Origin of the sequence: Hydrogenophaga sp. (assembly GCF_022844385.1) — a bacterium.
Taxonomy (GTDB): domain Bacteria; phylum Pseudomonadota; class Gammaproteobacteria; order Burkholderiales; family Burkholderiaceae_C; genus Hydrogenophaga.
In genome coordinates this window covers 1-17,799 of sequence record NZ_JALHLX010000045.1, presented here as the reverse complement: position 1 = coordinate 17,799, position 17,799 = coordinate 1, and the positions used below count along the sequence as shown (strand labels likewise).

Annotated in this window: 16 protein-coding genes and 1 pseudogene; 7 read left to right on the top strand and 10 right to left on the bottom strand. The window is 65.1% G+C overall.

The window, feature by feature from the left end:
* Nucleotides 1–221: pseudogene (locus Q0C59_RS09985) on the bottom strand (hypothetical protein); the annotation flags it as partial.
* 779 nt (nucleotides 222–1,000) lie between these two features.
* Between Q0C59_RS09985 and Q0C59_RS09975 the strand changes: the two are divergent.
* The 4 genes from Q0C59_RS09975 (at nucleotide 1,001) to Q0C59_RS09960 (ending at nucleotide 6,662) form a co-directional block, all read left to right on the top strand.
* A complete protein-coding gene (locus tag Q0C59_RS09975) occupies nucleotides 1,001–3,574 on the top strand; it encodes a PAS domain S-box protein (protein ID WP_291214699.1) in 2,574 nt (857 codons plus the stop codon).
* A gap of 333 nt (nucleotides 3,575–3,907) precedes the next feature.
* Complete coding sequence (locus Q0C59_RS09970; RefSeq protein WP_291214697.1) at nucleotides 3,908–5,503, top strand: DUF4331 domain-containing protein; 1,596 nt, start codon at nucleotides 3,908–3,910, stop codon at nucleotides 5,501–5,503.
* Between the two features lie 28 nt (nucleotides 5,504–5,531).
* A complete protein-coding gene (locus Q0C59_RS09965; RefSeq protein ID WP_291214695.1) occupies nucleotides 5,532–5,774 on the top strand; it encodes a hypothetical protein in 243 nt (80 codons plus the stop codon).
* 63 nt (nucleotides 5,775–5,837) lie between these two features.
* Complete coding sequence (locus Q0C59_RS09960; protein WP_291214693.1) at nucleotides 5,838–6,662, top strand: DUF4198 domain-containing protein; 825 nt, start codon at nucleotides 5,838–5,840, stop codon at nucleotides 6,660–6,662.
* Between the two features lie 329 nt (nucleotides 6,663–6,991).
* Here the strand turns inward: Q0C59_RS09960 and Q0C59_RS09955 are convergent, their stop codons facing one another.
* The 3 genes from Q0C59_RS09955 to Q0C59_RS09945 all read right to left on the bottom strand — a co-directional run bounded on the left by Q0C59_RS09955 (nucleotide 6,992) and on the right by Q0C59_RS09945 (nucleotide 9,662).
* Nucleotides 6,992–8,170, bottom strand: coding sequence for a putative sulfate/molybdate transporter (locus Q0C59_RS09955; protein ID WP_291214690.1), 1,179 nt, complete (start codon nucleotides 8,168–8,170; stop codon nucleotides 6,992–6,994).
* 34 nt (nucleotides 8,171–8,204) lie between these two features.
* Nucleotides 8,205–9,077, bottom strand: coding sequence for an MBL fold metallo-hydrolase (locus Q0C59_RS09950; protein WP_291214703.1), 873 nt, complete (start codon nucleotides 9,075–9,077; stop codon nucleotides 8,205–8,207).
* 123 nt (nucleotides 9,078–9,200) lie between these two features.
* Complete coding sequence (locus Q0C59_RS09945) at nucleotides 9,201–9,662, bottom strand: rhodanese-like domain-containing protein (RefSeq protein WP_291214688.1); 462 nt, start codon at nucleotides 9,660–9,662, stop codon at nucleotides 9,201–9,203.
* A gap of 113 nt (nucleotides 9,663–9,775) precedes the next feature.
* On the opposite strand from Q0C59_RS09945, the gene Q0C59_RS09940 reads away from it, so the two are divergent.
* Nucleotides 9,776–10,372, top strand: a complete 597-nt coding sequence (locus Q0C59_RS09940; protein ID WP_291214686.1) for a methyltransferase domain-containing protein — start codon at nucleotides 9,776–9,778, stop codon at nucleotides 10,370–10,372.
* A gap of 9 nt (nucleotides 10,373–10,381) precedes the next feature.
* On the opposite strand, the gene Q0C59_RS09935 is transcribed toward Q0C59_RS09940, so the two are convergent.
* Both Q0C59_RS09935 and Q0C59_RS09930 read right to left on the bottom strand, forming a co-directional pair.
* A complete protein-coding gene (locus Q0C59_RS09935) occupies nucleotides 10,382–11,095 on the bottom strand; it encodes an SUMF1/EgtB/PvdO family nonheme iron enzyme (protein WP_291214656.1) in 714 nt (237 codons plus the stop codon).
* A gap of 17 nt (nucleotides 11,096–11,112) precedes the next feature.
* Complete coding sequence (locus Q0C59_RS09930) at nucleotides 11,113–11,598, bottom strand: acyl-CoA thioesterase (RefSeq protein ID WP_291214653.1); 486 nt, start codon at nucleotides 11,596–11,598, stop codon at nucleotides 11,113–11,115.
* Between the two features lie 177 nt (nucleotides 11,599–11,775).
* Between Q0C59_RS09930 and Q0C59_RS09925 the strand changes: the two genes are divergently transcribed.
* Both Q0C59_RS09925 and Q0C59_RS09920 read left to right on the top strand, forming a co-directional pair.
* Entirely contained in the window at nucleotides 11,776–12,621 is an 846-nt protein-coding gene (locus Q0C59_RS09925) for a Crp/Fnr family transcriptional regulator (protein WP_291214650.1), read from the top strand.
* Between the two features lie 98 nt (nucleotides 12,622–12,719).
* Entirely contained in the window at nucleotides 12,720–13,271 is a 552-nt protein-coding gene (locus tag Q0C59_RS09920; RefSeq protein WP_291214647.1) for a glycine zipper 2TM domain-containing protein, read from the top strand.
* Between the two features lie 38 nt (nucleotides 13,272–13,309).
* Here the strand turns inward: Q0C59_RS09920 and Q0C59_RS09915 are convergent, their stop codons facing one another.
* From Q0C59_RS09915 to Q0C59_RS09900, 4 genes are read right to left on the bottom strand one after another with little or no spacing between them, the layout of a single operon-like run.
* Nucleotides 13,310–14,209: a 2-hydroxy-3-oxopropionate reductase gene (locus tag Q0C59_RS09915; RefSeq protein WP_291214644.1), complete on the bottom strand. Its 900-nt coding sequence runs from the start codon at nucleotides 14,207–14,209 to the stop codon at nucleotides 13,310–13,312.
* 25 nt (nucleotides 14,210–14,234) lie between these two features.
* Nucleotides 14,235–15,023 (bottom strand): HpcH/HpaI aldolase/citrate lyase family protein, encoded by a 789-nt coding sequence (locus tag Q0C59_RS09910; RefSeq protein ID WP_291214641.1) that lies wholly within the window; start codon nucleotides 15,021–15,023, stop codon nucleotides 14,235–14,237.
* Between the two features lie 25 nt (nucleotides 15,024–15,048).
* The gene (gene gudD / locus Q0C59_RS09905) at nucleotides 15,049–16,398 is read right to left on the bottom strand and encodes a glucarate dehydratase (protein WP_291214639.1); all 1,350 of its coding nucleotides are present in this window, start codon (nucleotides 16,396–16,398) and stop codon (nucleotides 15,049–15,051) included.
* 14 nt (nucleotides 16,399–16,412) lie between these two features.
* Nucleotides 16,413–17,363 carry a tripartite tricarboxylate transporter substrate binding protein gene (locus Q0C59_RS09900; RefSeq protein WP_291214636.1) on the bottom strand — a complete coding sequence of 317 codons (951 nt, stop codon included), beginning with the start codon at nucleotides 17,361–17,363 and terminating at the stop codon, nucleotides 16,413–16,415.
* Nucleotides 17,364–17,799 lie beyond the last annotated feature (436 nt).

Genomic DNA, 17,799 nt, shown 5'->3' with positions numbered 1-17,799 from the left:
GGATTGGTCAGGTCTTCTCCCAACCACCAATCAGCCAAAGGGATCAACCCATAAAACAGAACAAGGGGCAACGCAAACCACCAGAAACTTGTCGCCCCCAACGTGTGAGCAAGCGGGCCTAGGGTTGCGATGCTCGGTCCGATTACCGACAGCAGCCATCCCCAGCGCTTTCGATCTCGAAACCGTTCTGACTGAACTGATTGGCCAAGTGGGGAGCTCATCGCCACAATTCTGGATGAAATGGTGCATTTCGCCCAGAGGGGGAATCATTGGATGGCCTGCTCAGTCGCTGCCACTCCCACCAACAAGTCCCGGCAAAAGAGGTCGTCAAAGCCATTTGAGCACCCGGTGCAATCTTCCTCGTCCATGACCCCCAGGACGCTTTCCGCAGTGGCTGCATGGAATGAATGCCCAAGTGGTTCGGCCACGAGCCTGCTGCGGCGCTCGATGGTTGTCTCGCCCCTGGCAGGCAGCGGGTGGCGCGCTGGTGGCCGGCTCCCCACCCCCCCCCCCCAAGCGGAGGGCAACTTTGTGCTGGACGAATCTCTGGTGGTGCACCACTGCGGCAGTGGTCTGAGCGCCATTCCCCGGCCTGCTGGCGATGGAAGTCGCCGCACTGGGTTGCACCTCGCTCTATGCGGGCAGCTGGGGCGAGTGGTACAAGACGACGGAACTGGCTGTAGAAATGGGTGAACCCATCCACACCGGGGCGGGCCTCAGGCTCAATTTCTGTTCATGGCGATCAAGGTTTCCGTAAAGTTGTCGATACTTCGTTTATCAGGGGCGACCGCGCCGGAACATGCCGATACAAGGCCTGGCTGGCGGATTGAAAAATCAAACCAGGAACGCCTCATGAGGCCCACGAAATCACCAGCCCGCGCCCCTGGCCCCACTGCACACCTGTTGGAGACGCTGAACGCCATCGCGCTGCGCCGCTGCGCAGTGCCGACCGTACTTACTTCTGTTGCAGAACGGATCGCCCCCTGCAGGCAAACACTGGATGCCTGACCACATCACCCCGCGCCCGGATGGGTTTCCACCTGAAGGCTCGTCGGGCACACTCGACCAGCACCGCGTCAAAGCCCTGCGCGTGCTGCTGCTGGCCGCGGGCTTCGCCGCCCTGACGATCGCACTGGCACTTTTCCTGCGCGACGGGATCACGCAGCTGACTCTGATGGTCGGCGCCACGAGTGTCCTGTTGTGGATGCCGGGCTTGCTGCTCCAGCGCGGACACGTGACCATCGCAGCTCATGGCCTGGTGCTGTTGATTCTGACGATCGCCACAGTCACGACCGTGATCACCGGGGGCGTTCGCAGTGCTGGCGTGTTCGTGCTGGTGTCAGCCATCGTGGTGGCGAGCACCTTCCTCTCGCGGGGAAAGATGGTCGCGGTCGTGCTGTATTGCATCCTGGCACTCGGGTTGATCAACTGGTTCGAGCAGCGCGGCATGCTGCCAGGCACGCTGCCACCCACGGGTTGGGCCGTGTGGGTGATCCAGGCGGTGGTGATCGTGATCATATTGATCAGCGCGCTGGCGGGCCAGTACCGCCTCCAGGAAGCGTTCGATACGCAGAAGGAAGCGCTGAGGCTGGCCTACGAAGCAGAAGCCGCCCTGAAGGAAAGCCAGGAGCGCTTCAAGGCGCTGTTCCGGAACAACCCGGTGGCCTGCCTCGTGCAGTCTCTGGACAACCGCCTGACAGTGGATGTCAACGATGCCTATGTCCTGGCGAGTGGCTTTTCCCGCAGCGATCTGGTGGGCCAGCAGCCGCCAAACCTGTGGGCCGACCCTGCCGAAGAGCAAGCCTTTCGAAACACCCTGAAAACGCAGGGTCGGGTGAACGGCATGCATGCCCGCGGCTTGCGGCGTGATGGCTCCCAGTTCGATTCGCTTGTCTATGCCGAGCTCATCCAGCAGGGCAATGAGAGGCTCATGATCGGCATGGTGGTCGACATGAGCGCTGAGGAAAAGTCACGCAGCGCCCTGCAGCAGTCTGAAGCGCGTTTCTCCAAAGCCTTCCGGCACAGCCCGATCTGCATGACCCTCACACGCCTGAGCGACGGGCTTTACCTGGAAGTCAACGCCGCCTGCGAGCAGGTGTTTGGTGGCCGCCCCGAGGATTTCATTGGAAAGACATCGCTCGAAGCAGGCGTCTGGCCAAGCCAGCAGGTGCGCGAAAACTACGTCAACACCATGCGGCGCAACGGTCGTCTGATGGGTTACGAAACAGAGGTTCGCAACCTCAAGGGAGAACTGGTCGAGGTCAAGGTGTGGGCCGAGATCATCGACATAGAAGGTGAGGCCTGTGCCCTCTCCTTCGTCCTCAATGTGGCCGAAGAGAAGCGGCGCCGCAGCATGCTGATGAATCTCGCTGAAGGGGTTTCACCCAAAATCGGACAGGCGTTCTTCCTGTCGGTGACCGAGCACATGGTGGCGGCCCTGGGGGCAACCTGCGTTGTCATTGGTGAAACGGCAAAAGAGGGTGGGATCAACACACTGGGCCTGATGCACAACGGTGACCTGCAACCCAATCGCCACGTGCGTCTGCACGAGCCAAGCCTCGCAGCGATGCTGGCCCGCGAGGACCTGTGTGTCATCGATTTGCCCGCGGGGGTGCCCCTGCTGTCTGATGTCCCCTTTGCTGACGGGCATTCCCATACGGTCGCGGGAATTGCCTTGCGCGACCCGGACGGGACAGCCATTGGCTTGCTGGCGGTTGCCTGGGAGCACTCCGCCCAGATCGGTGCCGATTTCCAGGCGCTGACATCGATATTCGCCAGCCGCAGCAGCGCAGAACTGATGCGACTGCAGAGCGACTGGAAAATCCAGCGCTTGCAAGACACCCTGGAACAGCGTGTCCAGGCCCGCACCGAGGAGCTCCAGCACATCAACCGCGAGCTTGACAGCTTCGCCTACTCCGTTTCACATGACCTGAAGTCGCCCCTGCGTTCGATCGACGGCTTCATGCATGTTCTCAGAGAGCAAATGGGCGACCGCGTCCGTCCCGAGGACGACGCCATCATCAGCCGGGTCATGGCGTCCGCGAGCCGGATGGGTAGCCTGATCAAGGACTTGCTTGCGTTGGCGCGGGTCAGCCAGACGCAGCTGCAACGCACCTGGGCGAATCTGAGCGATATGGCCGAAGAGGTTATCCGACAGGAGCGGCAGCGAGACCCTGAGAACCCGGTCGAGGTGACCATCGAACCCGACTTGTTCGCTGACTGTGACCCCCACCTCGCCCGGATCGCACTCGAAAACCTGCTGGGCAACGCCTGGAAGTATTCGCGGAACACGCCGCAGCCCCGTATCGAGTTCGGTCGTGTGCCCCACAGCGTGACCAACGCGCCGATGTTTTTTGTTCGTGACAACGGCGCAGGATTCGACATGTCCCGCTCGGACCGCCTCTTCAAGCCCTTCACACGGCTGCACCAGCCCAGTGAGTTTCAGGGCTCCGGCATTGGCTTGGCCACCGTTCATCGCATCATCGAGCGGCATGGGGGTCAGATCCACGGCGAGGGCGAGGTCGGGCGAGGCGCTGTGTTCCAGTTCGTGTTCGGACGCACCATCCGGGATTGACGCTGAGACGTGCAACGCCTTGCGGTCTTCCCCTGACCGCCAGGAACGCCCGCTGTGGAGCAGGGGTGTACCGCCGCTTTGGGTCCGCAGCTGCAGGTCGGATGATGAAGATGAGGGTCTGCAACCAGTCTTGAGCGGTTGACTTCAGATTCCGAGCCCATGCTGTACGGGACCACTTGGATCGAAGTCCACGGGCGCTGCGTCGAAGGCCAGGCTTTGGCGAACGAACTTGTCCACCTTGATGTTGGGGACATTCCATTCGTTGAATCCATCACGCTGCAGGGCACGTACTGGGAGGGCAGACCACTGCATCAACCACCCAGGAGCACCCCCATGAAACTGAAACCCGCATCCATCGCCAAAGGATGTCTGTTGATGGCCGTCGCTGGCGCAGCCATCGCGTCAAGCCATCGTGAAGCCCCCTTCATCACCACCACACCCAAGGTGGACGGCACCGACTTCTACATGTTCCGCAGCTACGAAGGTGTGGCCACCAACGGCACCGGCGGTCGCTCCGACTACGTGACCCTGATCGCCAACTACCAGCCGCTGCAAGGCCCCTACGGCGGCCCCAACTATTTCTCGATGGACCCCAACGCGCTGTATGAAATCCATGTGGACAACAACGGCGATGCGAGGGAGGACATCACCTTCCAGTTTCGCTTCAACAACAAGCTCAACAGCGTTGCGCTGCCCATCGGCAACCAGAACGTGCAGATTCCACTGATCCAGGCCGGAACGGTTTCATCCATCAACGACCCCAATCTCAACCTCAACGAGAGCTACAGCCTGACCGTGGTGCGCGGCGACCGCCGCAAGGGTTCCATACAGACAGTCGCGGCCTCGTTGCCCAAGCCGGTGGACTACATCGGTCAGAAGACGCTGGGTGATGCCGCCGCCTACAAGGCCTATGCTGACAAACACATCCACACCGTCAACATTCCGGGCTGCAGCATGCCTGCGAAGGTATTCGTGGGGCAGCGCCAGGAAGGCTTCGCGGTCAATCTCGGGAGGATCTTTGACCTGGTGAACGCACCAGTCGAGGTGTTGCTCAATCCCGCGCTGAAGGATGCTGAAGGTGCCAACGGCAACCACTACATCCAGAAGCAAAACGTGACTTCGCTGGCGCTCGAAGTGCACACCAGTTGCTTGACGACTGGCAGCGAGACCGTCATCGGTGGCTGGACCACGGCCAGCCTGCGCCAGGCGAGGTTGCTCAACGGTGCACCCCAGTCGGGCCACCAGGCCAGCGAAAAGGCCGGCGGTGCATGGACGCAGGTCTCGCGTCTGGGCAATCCGCTGGTCAACGAGGTGGTGATCGGTCTGGGTGACAAGGACAAGTTCAACGCATCGGCGCCCAAGGACGATGGCCAGTTCCTGACCTACGTGAGCAACCCGACCTTGCCCGCCTTGCTGGGCCTGGTGCTGGCCGGCAACCCTGCGGCCGTGGCCCCCACCAACCTGCCGCGCACCGACCTGCTCACGACCTTCCTGACCGGCATCACGGGTGTGAACAAGCCAGCCAACCCGACGCCATCGGAAATGTTGCGCCTGAACACCGCCGTGCCACCGGTACCGTTCGCCAGCCAGAACCGCCTGGGTGTGGCCGGCAATGCGCTCAACACCGATGTGAACAAAGTCAACGACAACGCCGGTTTCCCCAACGGCCGCCGTCCCAAGGACGACGTGGTCGACATCGCGCTCGTCGCGGTGCTCGGTGGCCTGTGTGTGATCAACGGCGACAACGACGCGCTCAAGCTCAACAGCGTGCCGGGCGTGCCGTCCCTCACTTCGGCCTGCAAGCCCTCCAGCGTGCCACTGGGTGCCCAGTCGGCCAATATTCACGACGCTGTCGACCAGGCTGTGGTGCCGTTCCTGCCCGCCTTCCCCTACCTGAACACGCCCAACCCGGGTTCTTCGAACCTGTGATGTCCATCACCCACACCAAGGACACACCATGAGACAAGAACTTGCCAAATGCGTGTTGGCGGTGGCCTTCACCACCGCCGCGCTCGCCGGTTGCGGCGGGGGTGGCGGTGATGCCGCTGCACCAGCCCAACCCGAAGCCGCCACACCCTTCATGGGCACCACGGTGCAGTCGTTGCTGGACTACATGAACCAGCTGATTGCCCAGACCGACGAGACCAGTGAACCCCAACCGCTGGACACCACCCCGCTGCCCGTGGACGACACGATCTGACAGCGGCCCTTCCCAACGAACCTGGACGGGTTGGCGCACAGCCTGCGTCGACCCGTTTTTCACATGAACAAGTGGATCTTCTCGAGCCTGCTGGGTCTGGCTTCAGCCGCGCAAGCGCACGAATTCTGGATAGCGCCGGACCGGTTTTCACCACCCACGGATGCGCCCGTGACCCTCTCGCTGCGGGTGGGTGAGGGCTTTCTGGGTGAACCCGTGGGGTTTGGACAACCCATGGCGGTCTCGCTGCGTTGGCACAACCTGCGCGGGAACACGGACCTCACCCCACAACTGCCCGCCACCGAACAGGCCAGCGTGCAGCTGTCGTTCGATCAGCCGGGTACGCAACTCATCGCACTCGACACGCAGCCGATCAGCACCGAGCTTGCGGCCGATGAGTTCACCGACTACCTGCGCGAGGACGGCCTGGAGCGCGTGATTGCCCAGCGCCAGGTGAGCGGTCAAAGCGCCTTGCCGGGGCGCGAGCGCTACCGCCGCCATATCAAGACCATGCTGCACGTGGGAGGAAAGTCCGACTCGATGGTGGGTGTGCGCACCGGCCAGACACTGGAGATCGTGCCCCTGATGAATCCACAGCGGTTGCAGCCGGGTGACGCACTGCCTGTGGAGGTCCTGTTCGAGGGCGCTCCGCTGCCACGCGCCTTGGTGAAATTCTGGAGCCGCCGAGGCCAGCAGTTCGACATGGTGACCACCCGCACCGATGCCGCCGGCAAAAGCACCACCGCGCTGCCGTGGCATGGCGCCTGGATGGTCAGCGTGGTTCACATGGTGCCCAACGTGGACGGCAAAGGCCAGGACTGGGACAGCCATTGGGCCAACCTCACGTTTGAGCTGCCCGCCGCCTCGTCTGCGGAACGCAAATCGCAGTGATACCGGGTGCACAGTGGATGCCACCTCCAGTGGTGTCCGTGTTTCCGGTCGAGATGTTCATGCAGCGGGGAAATGAGCCTTCGCTCAAGCAATCAGTCGCGGTGGAGGATGCCCGTTTGACATCGCGAAGAAGCGGGCGACCGACCCTGATTTCACGTAGAGCGCATTTCTCCAGCCCCTTCATGGTTCTGCCGGTGTGCACGAGAGACCGGCATGGGAGGCTCTGCCGCCGTTCGATTTTCGGTTGGGATTGTGAATGACGGACGCACATTCGCCTGTTGTGGGCCTCCAGCGCCAAAGTCCGCAACCAGACCCACACACAGCCGCATTCAAATCCGCAACACCCGCGCCCGCAGCCCCGCCTCAAGCAGCACCCCCACCACCACACCCACCCCCGCGTTCCACACGGAAACAGCGGCGGTGGTGAGCAGCACGGCGCGGGCTTCCTTGTCGCGCGAACTGCCTGCCGTGCCAATGGTGAGCGAGAAGCCGGCCACAAACAGCATGGCGCCAATGGTGCCGGCGGGCAGCAAACTCAGCAGGGCGGTGAGTTGACCGCTGGCGAACAGGCCGGCGAGCAGCAGCACGCTGCCCAGAAAGATGGGCGCGCGGCCGGTGCGTGCACCGCAGGCCACCTGCGCGGCCATGCCGCCGGCGCCAAAACACATGGGTGGCGCGCCCAGCCCGCCGGCCAGCAGGTTCATGAGGCCGGTGCCGCGTGCGGCCCGGTTCTCGTCCAGCGTCACCGCGGGGAACAGGCGGCGCGTTTCGGCCACGATGCCGAGGATGGCGTTGCCGAAGGTGAGCGGTATCTGTGCTGCAGCCAGGCCGATGGCCGCGAGCCACACGCCGGGTTGGTTGAACGCAGGCCACTGCGGCTCGGGCAGGTGCATCGCCCACGGCGTGCTGGCCAGCGCCTGCAGCAGCTCGGGCTGGCGCCAGCTGCCCACCGCCCAGCCCACGGCCATGAGCACGGGCATGGTGAGCCAGCCGCCACGGCCCAGCAGCACCAGTGCGAGCACCACCGACGCTGCGCCCAGCACCGCGTCGCCTTGAATACGCCGCAGCCCGGCCACGATGAGCGCGATGCCCAGGCCCAGCACCACGCCGTGGACCACGTCGCGCGACACATGGCGGGCCAGCCAGCGCGCGAGTCCACTCCAGGCGGCGATGAGCCAGAACACGCCGGTGATCAGCGCGGCCAGCGCGAGCACCGCCGGCATGTTTTGACCCGCCACTGCAGCGCTGGCCAGGACGGCTGCGCCCACGGCTTTCATGGGTTGCACCGGGAAGGGAATGCCCAGGCGCCAGCCCACCGCGATGAGGCTCAGGCCAAAGGCCAGCAGGATCGACGTGGGGTGCACACCGGCCAGCACGATGAATCCGACCAGAAAGGGCAGCAGGGTGCCCAGGTCGCCCAGCGCGCCGCCGAAGTCGCCGCGCCAGGTGGCGGGCGACAAAGTGGGCTGCGGGGAAGGGATTTCGTGCGGGTCGGTGGTGGGCGTCACCGGGCGATTTTGCGGCATGGCCGCAGGCGCTTGCTCAGCGCCCGCCCAGGCTTTCCTTCTCCATCAGCAGGTAGGTGTTGTAGGCGTTCATGCGGTTGGCAAAGCGGAACATGGGCATGGGCTCAAAGCGGCTCCAGTCGGTGGCGCTGTAGGCCTCTTCAAACGGCACCAGCTCTTTGGCCGCTTTGCCCATGGTGCTGCGCAGGTAGGTGAGGTAGTCGCGCATCACCACCATGTCCTTGCGTGGCTCGGTCGACGCTGCGCCGTGGCCGGGCACGACCACCGCCACGTCAAAGCGCAGCAGGCGGTCCAGCGAGTGGATCCACTGGTTGCTGTCGGCCTGGCCCACGAACGGCAGGCGCCCGGCGAACATGAGGTCGCCGGCGAACAGCACGCGCTCGCTCGGCACATGGATGGCCAGGTCTTCCGGCGTGTGCGATGGCCCCACGCGTTCCACCACAAAGCGCGTGCCCGCCAGTTCCAGCGTGGTGGAGTCGGTGAGCCAGCGGTCGGCCGGCACGAGGCGGGTGTTGCCGTCCACCCAGGGCGCCAGCTCGGTGCGCGAGGCCACCAGGCGCTGGGCCGCGGTGTCCGAGTTCAGGTATTCCTGCGCGGTCTGCTGCGCAATGATCTGGGCGCCCAGTTCCTTGAACACCTGCAGACCGTAAATGTGGTCGGCGTGGTAGTGGGTCACGAGCACGTGGGTGATGGGCTTGGGCGTGATCTCGGCGATTTTCTGCACCAGCCGCCGCGCCAGCGCGGGCGAGCCCAGCGCGTCGATCACCACCACGCCCTGTGGCGCCACCACAAAACCGGCGTTGCTGATGAAGTTCTGGTTGGCCGGTGAACCGAGTGCGGCCAGGCCCTGCACGTACCAGCTGTTGGGGCCGACCTTCTGCGGCTTCATGTCGGCCAGGTTCTGGGCTGAGGCAGACATGCCCAGCACTGCCAGGCTGAGCGCGAGCACGCGGGTGAGCCAGCGGCGCAAGGTGGGGGCGGTCGACATCATGGGGCGCTCCTCGGGTGGGGTTCAGTGTTTGGCGGGTGCGGTGGTGCGGCTGGCGGCATCAAAACCGCCTTTGGCTTTCCACTCCTCCATGCCGCCCTGCAAGATGCGCAGGTTGTCCCAGCCCGCCACACGCAGCGCAAACCCGGCCTGTGCCGACAGCGAGCCGGTGTTGCAGTAGATCAGCACGGGTTTGTCCTTGGGGATCGAGGCGCGTTTGGCCAGCACCTGGCGCCAGTCCATGTTGATGGCGCCCGGAATGTGTCCCTTGGCAAACTGCCCGGCGTCGCGCGCGTCGATCACCACGAACTTTTTCCAGTCTTCCTTGGGGATCTGCTCGGCAAAGATCACGCCGCCACCGTATTCCACAAACTCCAGATAGGCCTCCATCTCGTCGATGGCAGCGGCCTTGTCGGCGAGAGCAACGGTGGGGCCGAGCAGGGCGAGGGTGCTCAGTACCGAGAGAGCGATGTGGCGGGGGCGCATGTTGTCTCCGTTATTTGGAAGTAAATTAGCAAGCACTGATATTGTGAGCCGAAATTGAAGCGCCGGGAACCGGCCCGGCGCCGAACCCCTGACACCCTCTGTGCGAGGCACCCATGAACAGCAACCGCAGCGTTGACTTTTTCGACCGCCAGTTCGAACGGCAGATCCAGCAGGCCGAAGCGGCGCTCAACCCGTTCGAGCAGGCCGCGCTGCCGCACCTGCGGGGCCGCGTGCTCGACTTCGGCTGCGGCATGGGCAACCTCGCCCTGGCCGCCGCGCGCGCAGGGTGCACGGTGCTCGCGCTCGACGCCAGCGAGGTCGCCATTGCCCACCTGCAAGCAGCGGCCAAGGCCGAGGGCCTCGCGGTGCAGGCGCAGGTGGCCGACCTCGCCCATGACCGCGTGAATGGTGAGTTCGACAGCATCGTGTCCATTGGCCTGTTGATGTTTCTCGACTGCGCCAGCGCGCACCGGGCGCTGGACGACCTGCAGGCGCATCTGATGCCCGGCGGCACGCTGGTGGTGAACGTGCTGGTCGAGGGCACGACCTTCATGGACATGTTCGACCCGGTGCAGCACTGCCTGTTTCCCAGGGACTTCCTGCAAACCCGTCTGGCGGGTTGGGAGGTGCTCGCGTCCAGTCACCAGGACTTTGCTGCACCCGGCAACACGGTGAAGTCGTTTGCGACCATCGTCGCGCGCAAGCCCTGACGCTTCGCCTCAGCCGTACACGCAGCGAAAGCCGATATACACCGCAAAGAAGTCGGCCGGCTTCCAGGCCACGACGTCGGCCTTCATCTGCGAAGCGCCGTACCACCACGAGCCGCCCATGGTGCGGCGCTCGTTGCCTTGCGCATCGCTCACCCATTCCCACGCGTTGGCGCCCATGTCGTGCAGACCGTTGGCGCCGGCCGCGGTGTCGCCCGCAGGTGCAGCGCGCGGCCAGCGGTCGGCGTCGCTGGTGTTGGCGCCTTGCGGGCTGTTGCCCGTGGGCCAGGGATAGGTGGTGCCGCGCTGCCAGGGGGCTGGGGGTGCGGCGCGTTGTTCGGTGAAGGCCGCGCTCAGCCATTCGGCCGCGGTGGGCAGGCGTCCGCCCGCCCAGCGGCAGTAGGCCGCCGCTTCGGCGTGTGTGAGGTGCACGGCGGGCAGTTGCGTTGAGGTGGGCGCAACGCCGTCGGGTGTGCGCCAGGTCCAGCCTGGGCGGCGCTGCCAGCCGCCCTCAAACTCGAAACCACCGCCCTCGGTTTCAGCGCGCGTGACGGTGCTGGTGGCCTGCGCAAAGCGGGCGAACTGCGCGATGGTGACTTCGGTGCGGTCGATCGCGATGCGGGCCAGTTGCACGCGGTCGGTGGTCAGCGCGGGTTGTGCGGTGGCTGAAGCGACGGCTGCAGCCAGGAGCGGGAGGAGGGCGACTGTGCGCAGAGGGTGTGTCATGACCCGCTGTGATCCGCTCAGGCCGAAGTGGTTCGCAGCTCGTCGAAACGGCTGGCGAATTCCTGGCGCAATTGCTTGCGCACCTTGGCCGCGGCGTGGCGGCGGTGCTCGTCGGGCGTCACCGGCGCCAGCGGCGGCACCGCCACCGGCTTGCCGTCGTCACCCACCGCCACCATGGTGAAGAAGCAGCTGTTGGCGTGGCGCACCACCTGGTTGCGGATGTTCTCGGTCACCACCTTGATGCCGATTTCCATCGACGAGTTGCCGGTGTGGTTCACCGAGGCCATGAAGGTCACGAGCTCACCCACGTGGATGGGCTGGCGGAACATGACCTGATCCACCGAGAGCGTGACCACGTAGCTGCGCGCGTAGCGGCTGGCGCAGGCGTAGGCCACCTGGTCGAGCAGCTTGAGGATGGTGCCGCCGTGCACATTGCCCGAGAAGTTGGCCATGTCGGGCGTCATGAGCACGGTCATGGCGAGTTGGTGGGTGGACAGGTCCATGGTCGGGCTCTCGGTTCGGCGCAGCGGGGCGCTGCAGGCGGGGATTGTGCCCGGCTCAGGTCTGACCGCGGGCCGACCTGTAGGCCCAGTCCTACGCAGGGCCGCCCGGTCTGCCGACAGACCTGCAAGGCACCTCGCGGAAAACTGGAGGCATCTTTTTTCCACAAGAGGCCAGCCATGTACGCCACCCTGACCGAACCTTTGCTGCTTGCACCCGAATGCCCGACCTTGTTGACCGAACGCCGCTGGGCATCGGCGGCGCAGATCGCCGGCGCGCAGGGCAACCTGCTGCTCGAAGCGCTGCCGGCGGCCGACTGGGAGCATTGGTCGGACGCCCTGCAACTGGTCGAGATGCCGCGTGGCCAGGTGCTTTACGAATCGGGTTGCAACATGAGCCACGTGCACTTTCCCACATCGTCCATCGTGTCCCTGCTGCACCAGACCGCCAGCGGCGCCTGTGCCGAGGTGGCGACTGTCGGCAACGACGGCGTGGTGGGTGTTCCGCTGCTGATGGGTGGCCTCTCGACCAACGGACGCGCGGTCGTGCAGAGCGCCGGTCTGGGCTACCGGCTGCCACGCGAGGTGGTGGTTGACGCGTTCAACGCCGGTGGTGAGGCCATGCAGTTGCTGCTGCGTTACACGCAAGCCCTGCTCACGCAGGTGTCGCAGACGGCGCTGTGCAACCGCCACCATGCGGTGGAGCAACAGGTCTGCCGCCTGATCTTGCTGAACCTGGACCGCGTGCAAGGCAACTGCCTGCAGATGACGCAGGAATTGTTGGCCGGCAAACTCGGCGTGCGGCGCGAGAGTGTCACGTTGGTGGCGCTGGCGCTGCAGCGCGATGGCCTGATCCGCTATGCGCGCGGGCGTATCGAGGTGCTGGACCGCGCTGGCCTCGAAGATCGGGCGTGCGAGTGTTATGCCGCGGTAAAGCAGGAATGCGACCGCCTGCTGCCGCCCCGGGCAGCGGCCGACGACACGCCACACAGGGCGCAGCGCCCTTCCTGCGGGCACAGCGCCTGAGCCATCCGGTCTGTGCACACAAACACCTTTTGTCACCAGTGGGGCGTTGAACCCGGTTAGATTGGGTCAGCTTTGAAATGATTTGAAAGGACGAGCACATGGACAAGTCAATGATGAAAGGCATCGCCGTTGGCGGTCTGGCCATGGTGGTTCTGGGGGCCAGCGGGGTCACGGGCTACCGGGTGCTGACGCAGCCCGAGGTGGCCGAGGTGGTGGCCGTGAAGGAAATCATGCAGACGGTCTCGACCCCGCGCCAGCAGTGCGAAACCGTGGCGGTGCAGCGCACGGCGCCGGTCAAGGACGAGAAGCGCATCGCCGGCACGGTGGTGGGTGGCCTGGCCGGTGGCCTGCTGGGCAGCGCGGTGGGCAATGGCACCGGCAAGACCGTGGCCACCCTGGCGGGTGCGGCGGCCGGTGGTTATGCCGGCAACCAGGTACAGAAAAACATGCAGCAGAAGGACGTGGTCACCACGAACGAGCAACGCTGCAAGACCGTGCAAGACAAGTCGCAAAAGCTGGTGGGCTACAACGTGACCTACCGCCTCGACGGCAAGGACGGCACGGTCCGCACCTCGTTCAAACCCGGCGATACGTTGCCGGTGAAAGACGGCCAGGTGGTGACCACACCACCCGTCGACACCAAGTCATGAAACAGCGGCCCGATTCGGGCCGTTTTTCATTGAACCACTCAGTCGGGCGACACCGGGTGCCCGGCCATCAGCTCCAGCGCTTTCACCAGGGCCGAGTGATCGAGATCACCCATGCCGTGCGCGGCGCAGGCCTGCATGAGCTGCGCGGCGTTTGCGGTTTGCGGCAGTGACACGCCGATTTCCTTCGCGCCCTGCAGTGCCAGGTTCAAATCCTTCTGGTGCAGCTTGATGCGGAAGCCCGGGTTGAAGGTGCGCTTGATCATGCGTTCGCCGTGCACTTCCAGAATGCGGCTCGCGGCAAAACCACCCATGAGCGCCTGGCGCACCTTGGCCGGGTCGGCGCCGGCCTTGCTGGCAAACACCAGAGCCTCGCTCACGGCCGCGATGTTGAGCGCCACGATGATCTGGTTTGCCACTTTGGTGGTCTGACCGTCGCCGTTGCCCCCCACCAGCGTGATGTTCTTGCCCATGAGTTCCAGCAGCGGGCGCACGCGCTCGAACACCGCTTCGTCGCCGCCACACATGATGGTGAGTGAACCCGCCTTGGCACCCACTTCGCCGCCGGAGACCGGCGCGTCGATGTAGTCGGCGCCGAGCTCGTTTATTCGCAGCGCGAAGGTCTTGGTGGCCATGGGGCTGATCGAGCTCATGTCGACCACCACCTTGCGCACCGCGCCAGCGCTGTCCTTGAGGCCCTGTGCCACGCCGTTTTCGTTGAACAGCACGGCTTCGACATCAGGGGTGTCCGGCACCATGGTGAACACCACCTCAGCCTCGCGCGCCACGCCGGCCGCGTTGTCGCAGCGCACGCCACCCGCGGCGTGAATGGCTTCGGGCACCTGGCTGCGCGTGTGCACGAACAGCTGGTGCCCGGCGTTGGCGAGGTGCAGGGCCATGGGTGTGCCCATGATGCCCAGGCCGACAAATCCAATCTTCATCTGGTGTCCTTGTGGTGGGGCAGGCTCAGTAGCCGCCTTCGATTTTGGGTGCGTGGGCGGCGCGCATGGAGGCCATGACCTGCTGTGCACCGGCGGCCATGAGTCGCGCGTCCGAGCTCACGGTGACGAACTGGAAACCCATGGCGATGCGTTTGAGCGCGGCTTCGGTGGAGCCGTTGTGGATGCCGGCGACCAGGCCGTGCGCCTTGGCGCGCGCCAGAATGTGCTCCACCGCTTCGGCGGCCTTGGGGTCGAGGTTGTCGAAGGTGGGTGTGCAGCCGAGTGCCAGCGACAGGTCGGACGGGCCGATGTAGATCGCATCCAGCCCGGGCACCGAGAGGATGTCGTCGAGGTTGTCGAGCGCCTGCGCGGTCTCGATCATGGCGAAGGTCACGATGGTGTCGTTGGCGTGCTGCGGATAGTCGGCACCGCCGTAGAGCAGGGCGCGCACAGGGCCAAAGCTGCGCGTGCCGCGCGGCGCGTAGTGGGTGTACGCCACCAGTTTTTGCGCGTCTTCACGCGTGTTGACCATGGGGCAGATCACGCCGTAGGCGCCGGCGTCCAGCGTCTTCATGAGGATGCCTGGCTCCAGCCACGGCACACGCACCACCGGCACGGTGTCGGTGGTGCTGATGGCCTGCAGCATGGGGACCATGGCCTGGTAGTCAACCACGCCGTGCTGCAGGTCGATGGTCAGCGAGTCCCAGCCCTGGTGGGCCATGGTCTCGGCCGAAAAGCTGTTGGGGATGGCCAGCCAGCCGTTGACGACAGCGCCACCGGCGGCCCAGATCTCGCGCAGGCGGTTGGGTCTCATGGCTTGTCCTTGGTGGGGTTGGTGTTCATCGATCGAGCGCGGGGCGCTTGGGGTTGAAGGTCCAGTTGGGCATCAGGCTCTGCATGGCCATGGCGTCGTCGCGCGCGCCCAGGCCGTGCTGCAGGTAGAGCTGGTGGGCTTTCTCCACCTCGGCCATCTCGAGCTCCACGCCCAGGCCCGGCACCGTGGGCACCTGCACATGACCGCCCACGATCCGGAGCGGATCTTTCGTGAGGCGCTGACCGTCCTGCCAGATCCAGTGCGTGTCGATGGCCGTGACCTTGCCGGGCGCCGCAGCCGCCACGTGCGTGAACATGGCCAGCGACACATCGAAGTGGTTGTTGGAGTGCGAGCCCCAGGTCAGGCCCCAGTCGCGGCAGGTCTGCGCCACGCGAACGCTGCCGGCCATGGTCCAGAAGTGCGGGTCGGCCAGCGGAATGTCGACGCTCTGCAGTGACAGTGCATGGGTCAGCTGGCGCCAGTCGGTGGCCACCATGTTGGTGGCCGTGGGCAGGCCGGTGGCGCGGCGGAACTCGGCCATCACCTCGCGGCCCGAGAAGCCATCTTCGGCACCGCACGGGTCTTCGGCATACGCCACCACGCCGCGCATGCGCTGGCCCAGTCGGATCGCGTCCTTGAGCATCCAGCCGCCGTTGGGGTCGAGCGTCACACGCGCGTCGGGAAAACGGTCGTGCAGTGCAATCACCGCATCCACCTCTTCGTCGCCGCGCAGCACGCCGCCCTTGAGCTTGAAATCGTTGAAGCCGTAGCGCTCGCGCGCGGCCTCGGCCAGGCGCACAACGGCTTCGGGTGTCATGGCTTCTTCGTGCCGCAGGCGGCTCCAGGCGTTGTCGGCACCGGGCTCGCTGGCGTAGGGCAGGTTGGTCTTGGCCTTGTCGCCCACAAAGAACAGGTAGCCCAGCATTTCCACCGCGTCGCGCTGTTGGCCTTCGCCGAGCAGTGCCGCCACCGGCACGCCGAGGTGTTGGCCCATCAAATCGAGCAGGGCCGACTCCACCGCGGTCACCGCGTGGATGGTGGTGCGCAGGTCGAAGGTCTGCAGCCCGCGCCCACCCACATCGCGGTCGGCAAAACGGGTGTGCAGCAGTTGCAGCAGTTTCTGGTGGTTGCCGATGGACTGGCCCACCACCAGCTCGGCCGCGTCTTCCAGCGTCTGGCGGATCTTCTCGCCACCGGGCACCTCGCCCACGCCGGTGTGGCCGGTGCTGTCGGTGAGGATGAGCAGGTTGCGCGTGAAGAAGGGCGCGTGCGCCCCGCTCAGGTTGAGCAGCATGCTGTCGCGCCCCGCGACAGGAATGACGCGCAGGGCGGTGACGCGGGGGGTGGTGGTGGAAACGGTGACGGGGCTCAGCATGAGGGGCTCGGCTGTCAATCTACCTTGATGTTGCGCGACTTGATGAGGTTCTGCCAGCGCGTGAACTCGGCAGCCTGGAACGCGGTGAACTCCGCAGGCGTGCTGGCCACGATCTCGAAGCCCACTTCCAGCAGTTTCGGCTTGACGGCCGGGTCGTTCAGCGTGTCGCGAATTGCGGCGTGCAGTTTGGCTTTCACGTCGGCCGGCATGCCCTTGGGGCCGGCCACGGCCTGCCACGAATACACGTTGGCGTCCTTGATGCCGAGTTCGTCGAGCGTTGGCACGTTGGGCAGCAACGGCGAGCGCTGGGCGCTGGTGATGGAGAGCGCGCGCAGCTTGCCAGCCACGATTTGCGGCATGGCGGTGTTGATGTTCATGAACGACGAATCCACCTGGGCGCCCAGCAAGTCGGTCATCACCGGGCCGCCGCCTCTGTAGGGAACATGCACGCCTGTGGTGCCGGTCTGCTGCCAGTAGAGCTCGGCGGTCAGGTGGTCGCTGCTGCCGTTGCCCGAGGAGGCGAAGGTCATCTTGCCGGGGTTGGCTTTCTGGAACGCGGTCACGTCGGCCATGCTCTTGTGCGGCGATGCGGCGGGCACCACCAGCACGTTGGGCGCTTGCACCGCCACCGAGATGAAGTCGAAGTCCTTGGGTGCGTCGTAGGTCACCTTGAACAGGTGGGGCGCGATCACGAACGGGCCGAGCGACGACACGAACAGGGTGTGGCCATCGGGCGCAGAGCGCACCACGTGGGTGGCGCCAATGGTGCCGGTGGCGCCGGCCTTGTTCTCCACGACAAAGGTGCCGCCGAGTTTTTCCTGGAGGCGGGGCTGCAGGGTGCGGGCGATCACGTCGGTGGAGCCGCCGGGCGGGAAGGGCACGACGATGGTGACGGTCTTGTCGGGCCAGGCCATGGCGGTGGTCATGGCCATGGATGCGCCGAGAGCGCAGATCAGTTTCTTCATTGCATGTCTCCTTCTGTGGGTGGGGTCGGGTGGCGTTTTCGCCTCGAATTGGTACCGGTACCAATGTTTTCCGGGTTGCATGGTACCGGTACCAAAAGGCTGCGTCAACGGTTGTTTGTCAGGTGGGGTTGCGTTGTGTGCCTGCTCCTCGCTGGCTCGTGAGCGAGCGGCGCTCTGCTCCACGGCTGTCCCCCGGGCCGGCTTCGCCGTCCCTCCTCCTGATACTCTGATCCCGCTCTCCTTGCACCCAAGAGAGCCCGCCTCGTGACCCCCTGCCTCCTCCTGGGATTGCATCCCGGCATAAAGACTGGGGCACACGGCGGATTCGACGCTGTAGCTCGTACGGTGTCTTGAGGCGCCGCCGGCGTTGGCCGGCGGCGACCTCGCGTATCAGGATGCGCAAGTCGGATGCGGTGCTTTTGACAGGAGGTCACCA

Excerpts from the sequence above, each read along its gene's own strand:
- Q0C59_RS09910 (WP_291214641.1), bottom strand. The coding sequence starts at position 15,023 with ATGAGACCCAACCGCCTGCGCGAGATCTGGGCCGCCGGTGGCGCTGTC.
- gudD (WP_291214639.1), bottom strand. The coding sequence starts at position 16,398 with ATGCTGAGCCCCGTCACCGTTTCCACCACCACCCCCCGCGTCACCGCC.
- Q0C59_RS09935 (WP_291214656.1), bottom strand. The coding sequence starts at position 11,095 with ATGACACACCCTCTGCGCACAGTCGCCCTCCTCCCGCTCCTGGCTGCA.
- Q0C59_RS09970 (WP_291214697.1), top strand. The coding sequence starts at position 3,908 with ATGAAACTGAAACCCGCATCCATCGCCAAAGGATGTCTGTTGATGGCC.
- Q0C59_RS09940 (WP_291214686.1), top strand. The coding sequence starts at position 9,776 with ATGAACAGCAACCGCAGCGTTGACTTTTTCGACCGCCAGTTCGAACGG.
- Q0C59_RS09920 (WP_291214647.1), top strand. The coding sequence starts at position 12,720 with ATGGACAAGTCAATGATGAAAGGCATCGCCGTTGGCGGTCTGGCCATG.
- Q0C59_RS09945 (WP_291214688.1), bottom strand. The coding sequence starts at position 9,662 with ATGCGCCCCCGCCACATCGCTCTCTCGGTACTGAGCACCCTCGCCCTG.
- Q0C59_RS09960 (WP_291214693.1), top strand. The coding sequence starts at position 5,838 with ATGAACAAGTGGATCTTCTCGAGCCTGCTGGGTCTGGCTTCAGCCGCG.
- Q0C59_RS09950 (WP_291214703.1), bottom strand. The coding sequence starts at position 9,077 with ATGAAGCCGCAGAAGGTCGGCCCCAACAGCTGGTACGTGCAGGGCCTG.
- Q0C59_RS09930 (WP_291214653.1), bottom strand. The coding sequence starts at position 11,598 with ATGGACCTGTCCACCCACCAACTCGCCATGACCGTGCTCATGACGCCC.
- Q0C59_RS09925 (WP_291214650.1), top strand. The coding sequence starts at position 11,776 with ATGTACGCCACCCTGACCGAACCTTTGCTGCTTGCACCCGAATGCCCG.
- Q0C59_RS09900 (WP_291214636.1), bottom strand. The coding sequence starts at position 17,363 with ATGAAGAAACTGATCTGCGCTCTCGGCGCATCCATGGCCATGACCACC.
- Q0C59_RS09965 (WP_291214695.1), top strand. The coding sequence starts at position 5,532 with ATGAGACAAGAACTTGCCAAATGCGTGTTGGCGGTGGCCTTCACCACC.
- Q0C59_RS09915 (WP_291214644.1), bottom strand. The coding sequence starts at position 14,209 with ATGAAGATTGGATTTGTCGGCCTGGGCATCATGGGCACACCCATGGCC.
- Q0C59_RS09975 (WP_291214699.1), top strand. The coding sequence starts at position 1,001 with ATGCCTGACCACATCACCCCGCGCCCGGATGGGTTTCCACCTGAAGGC.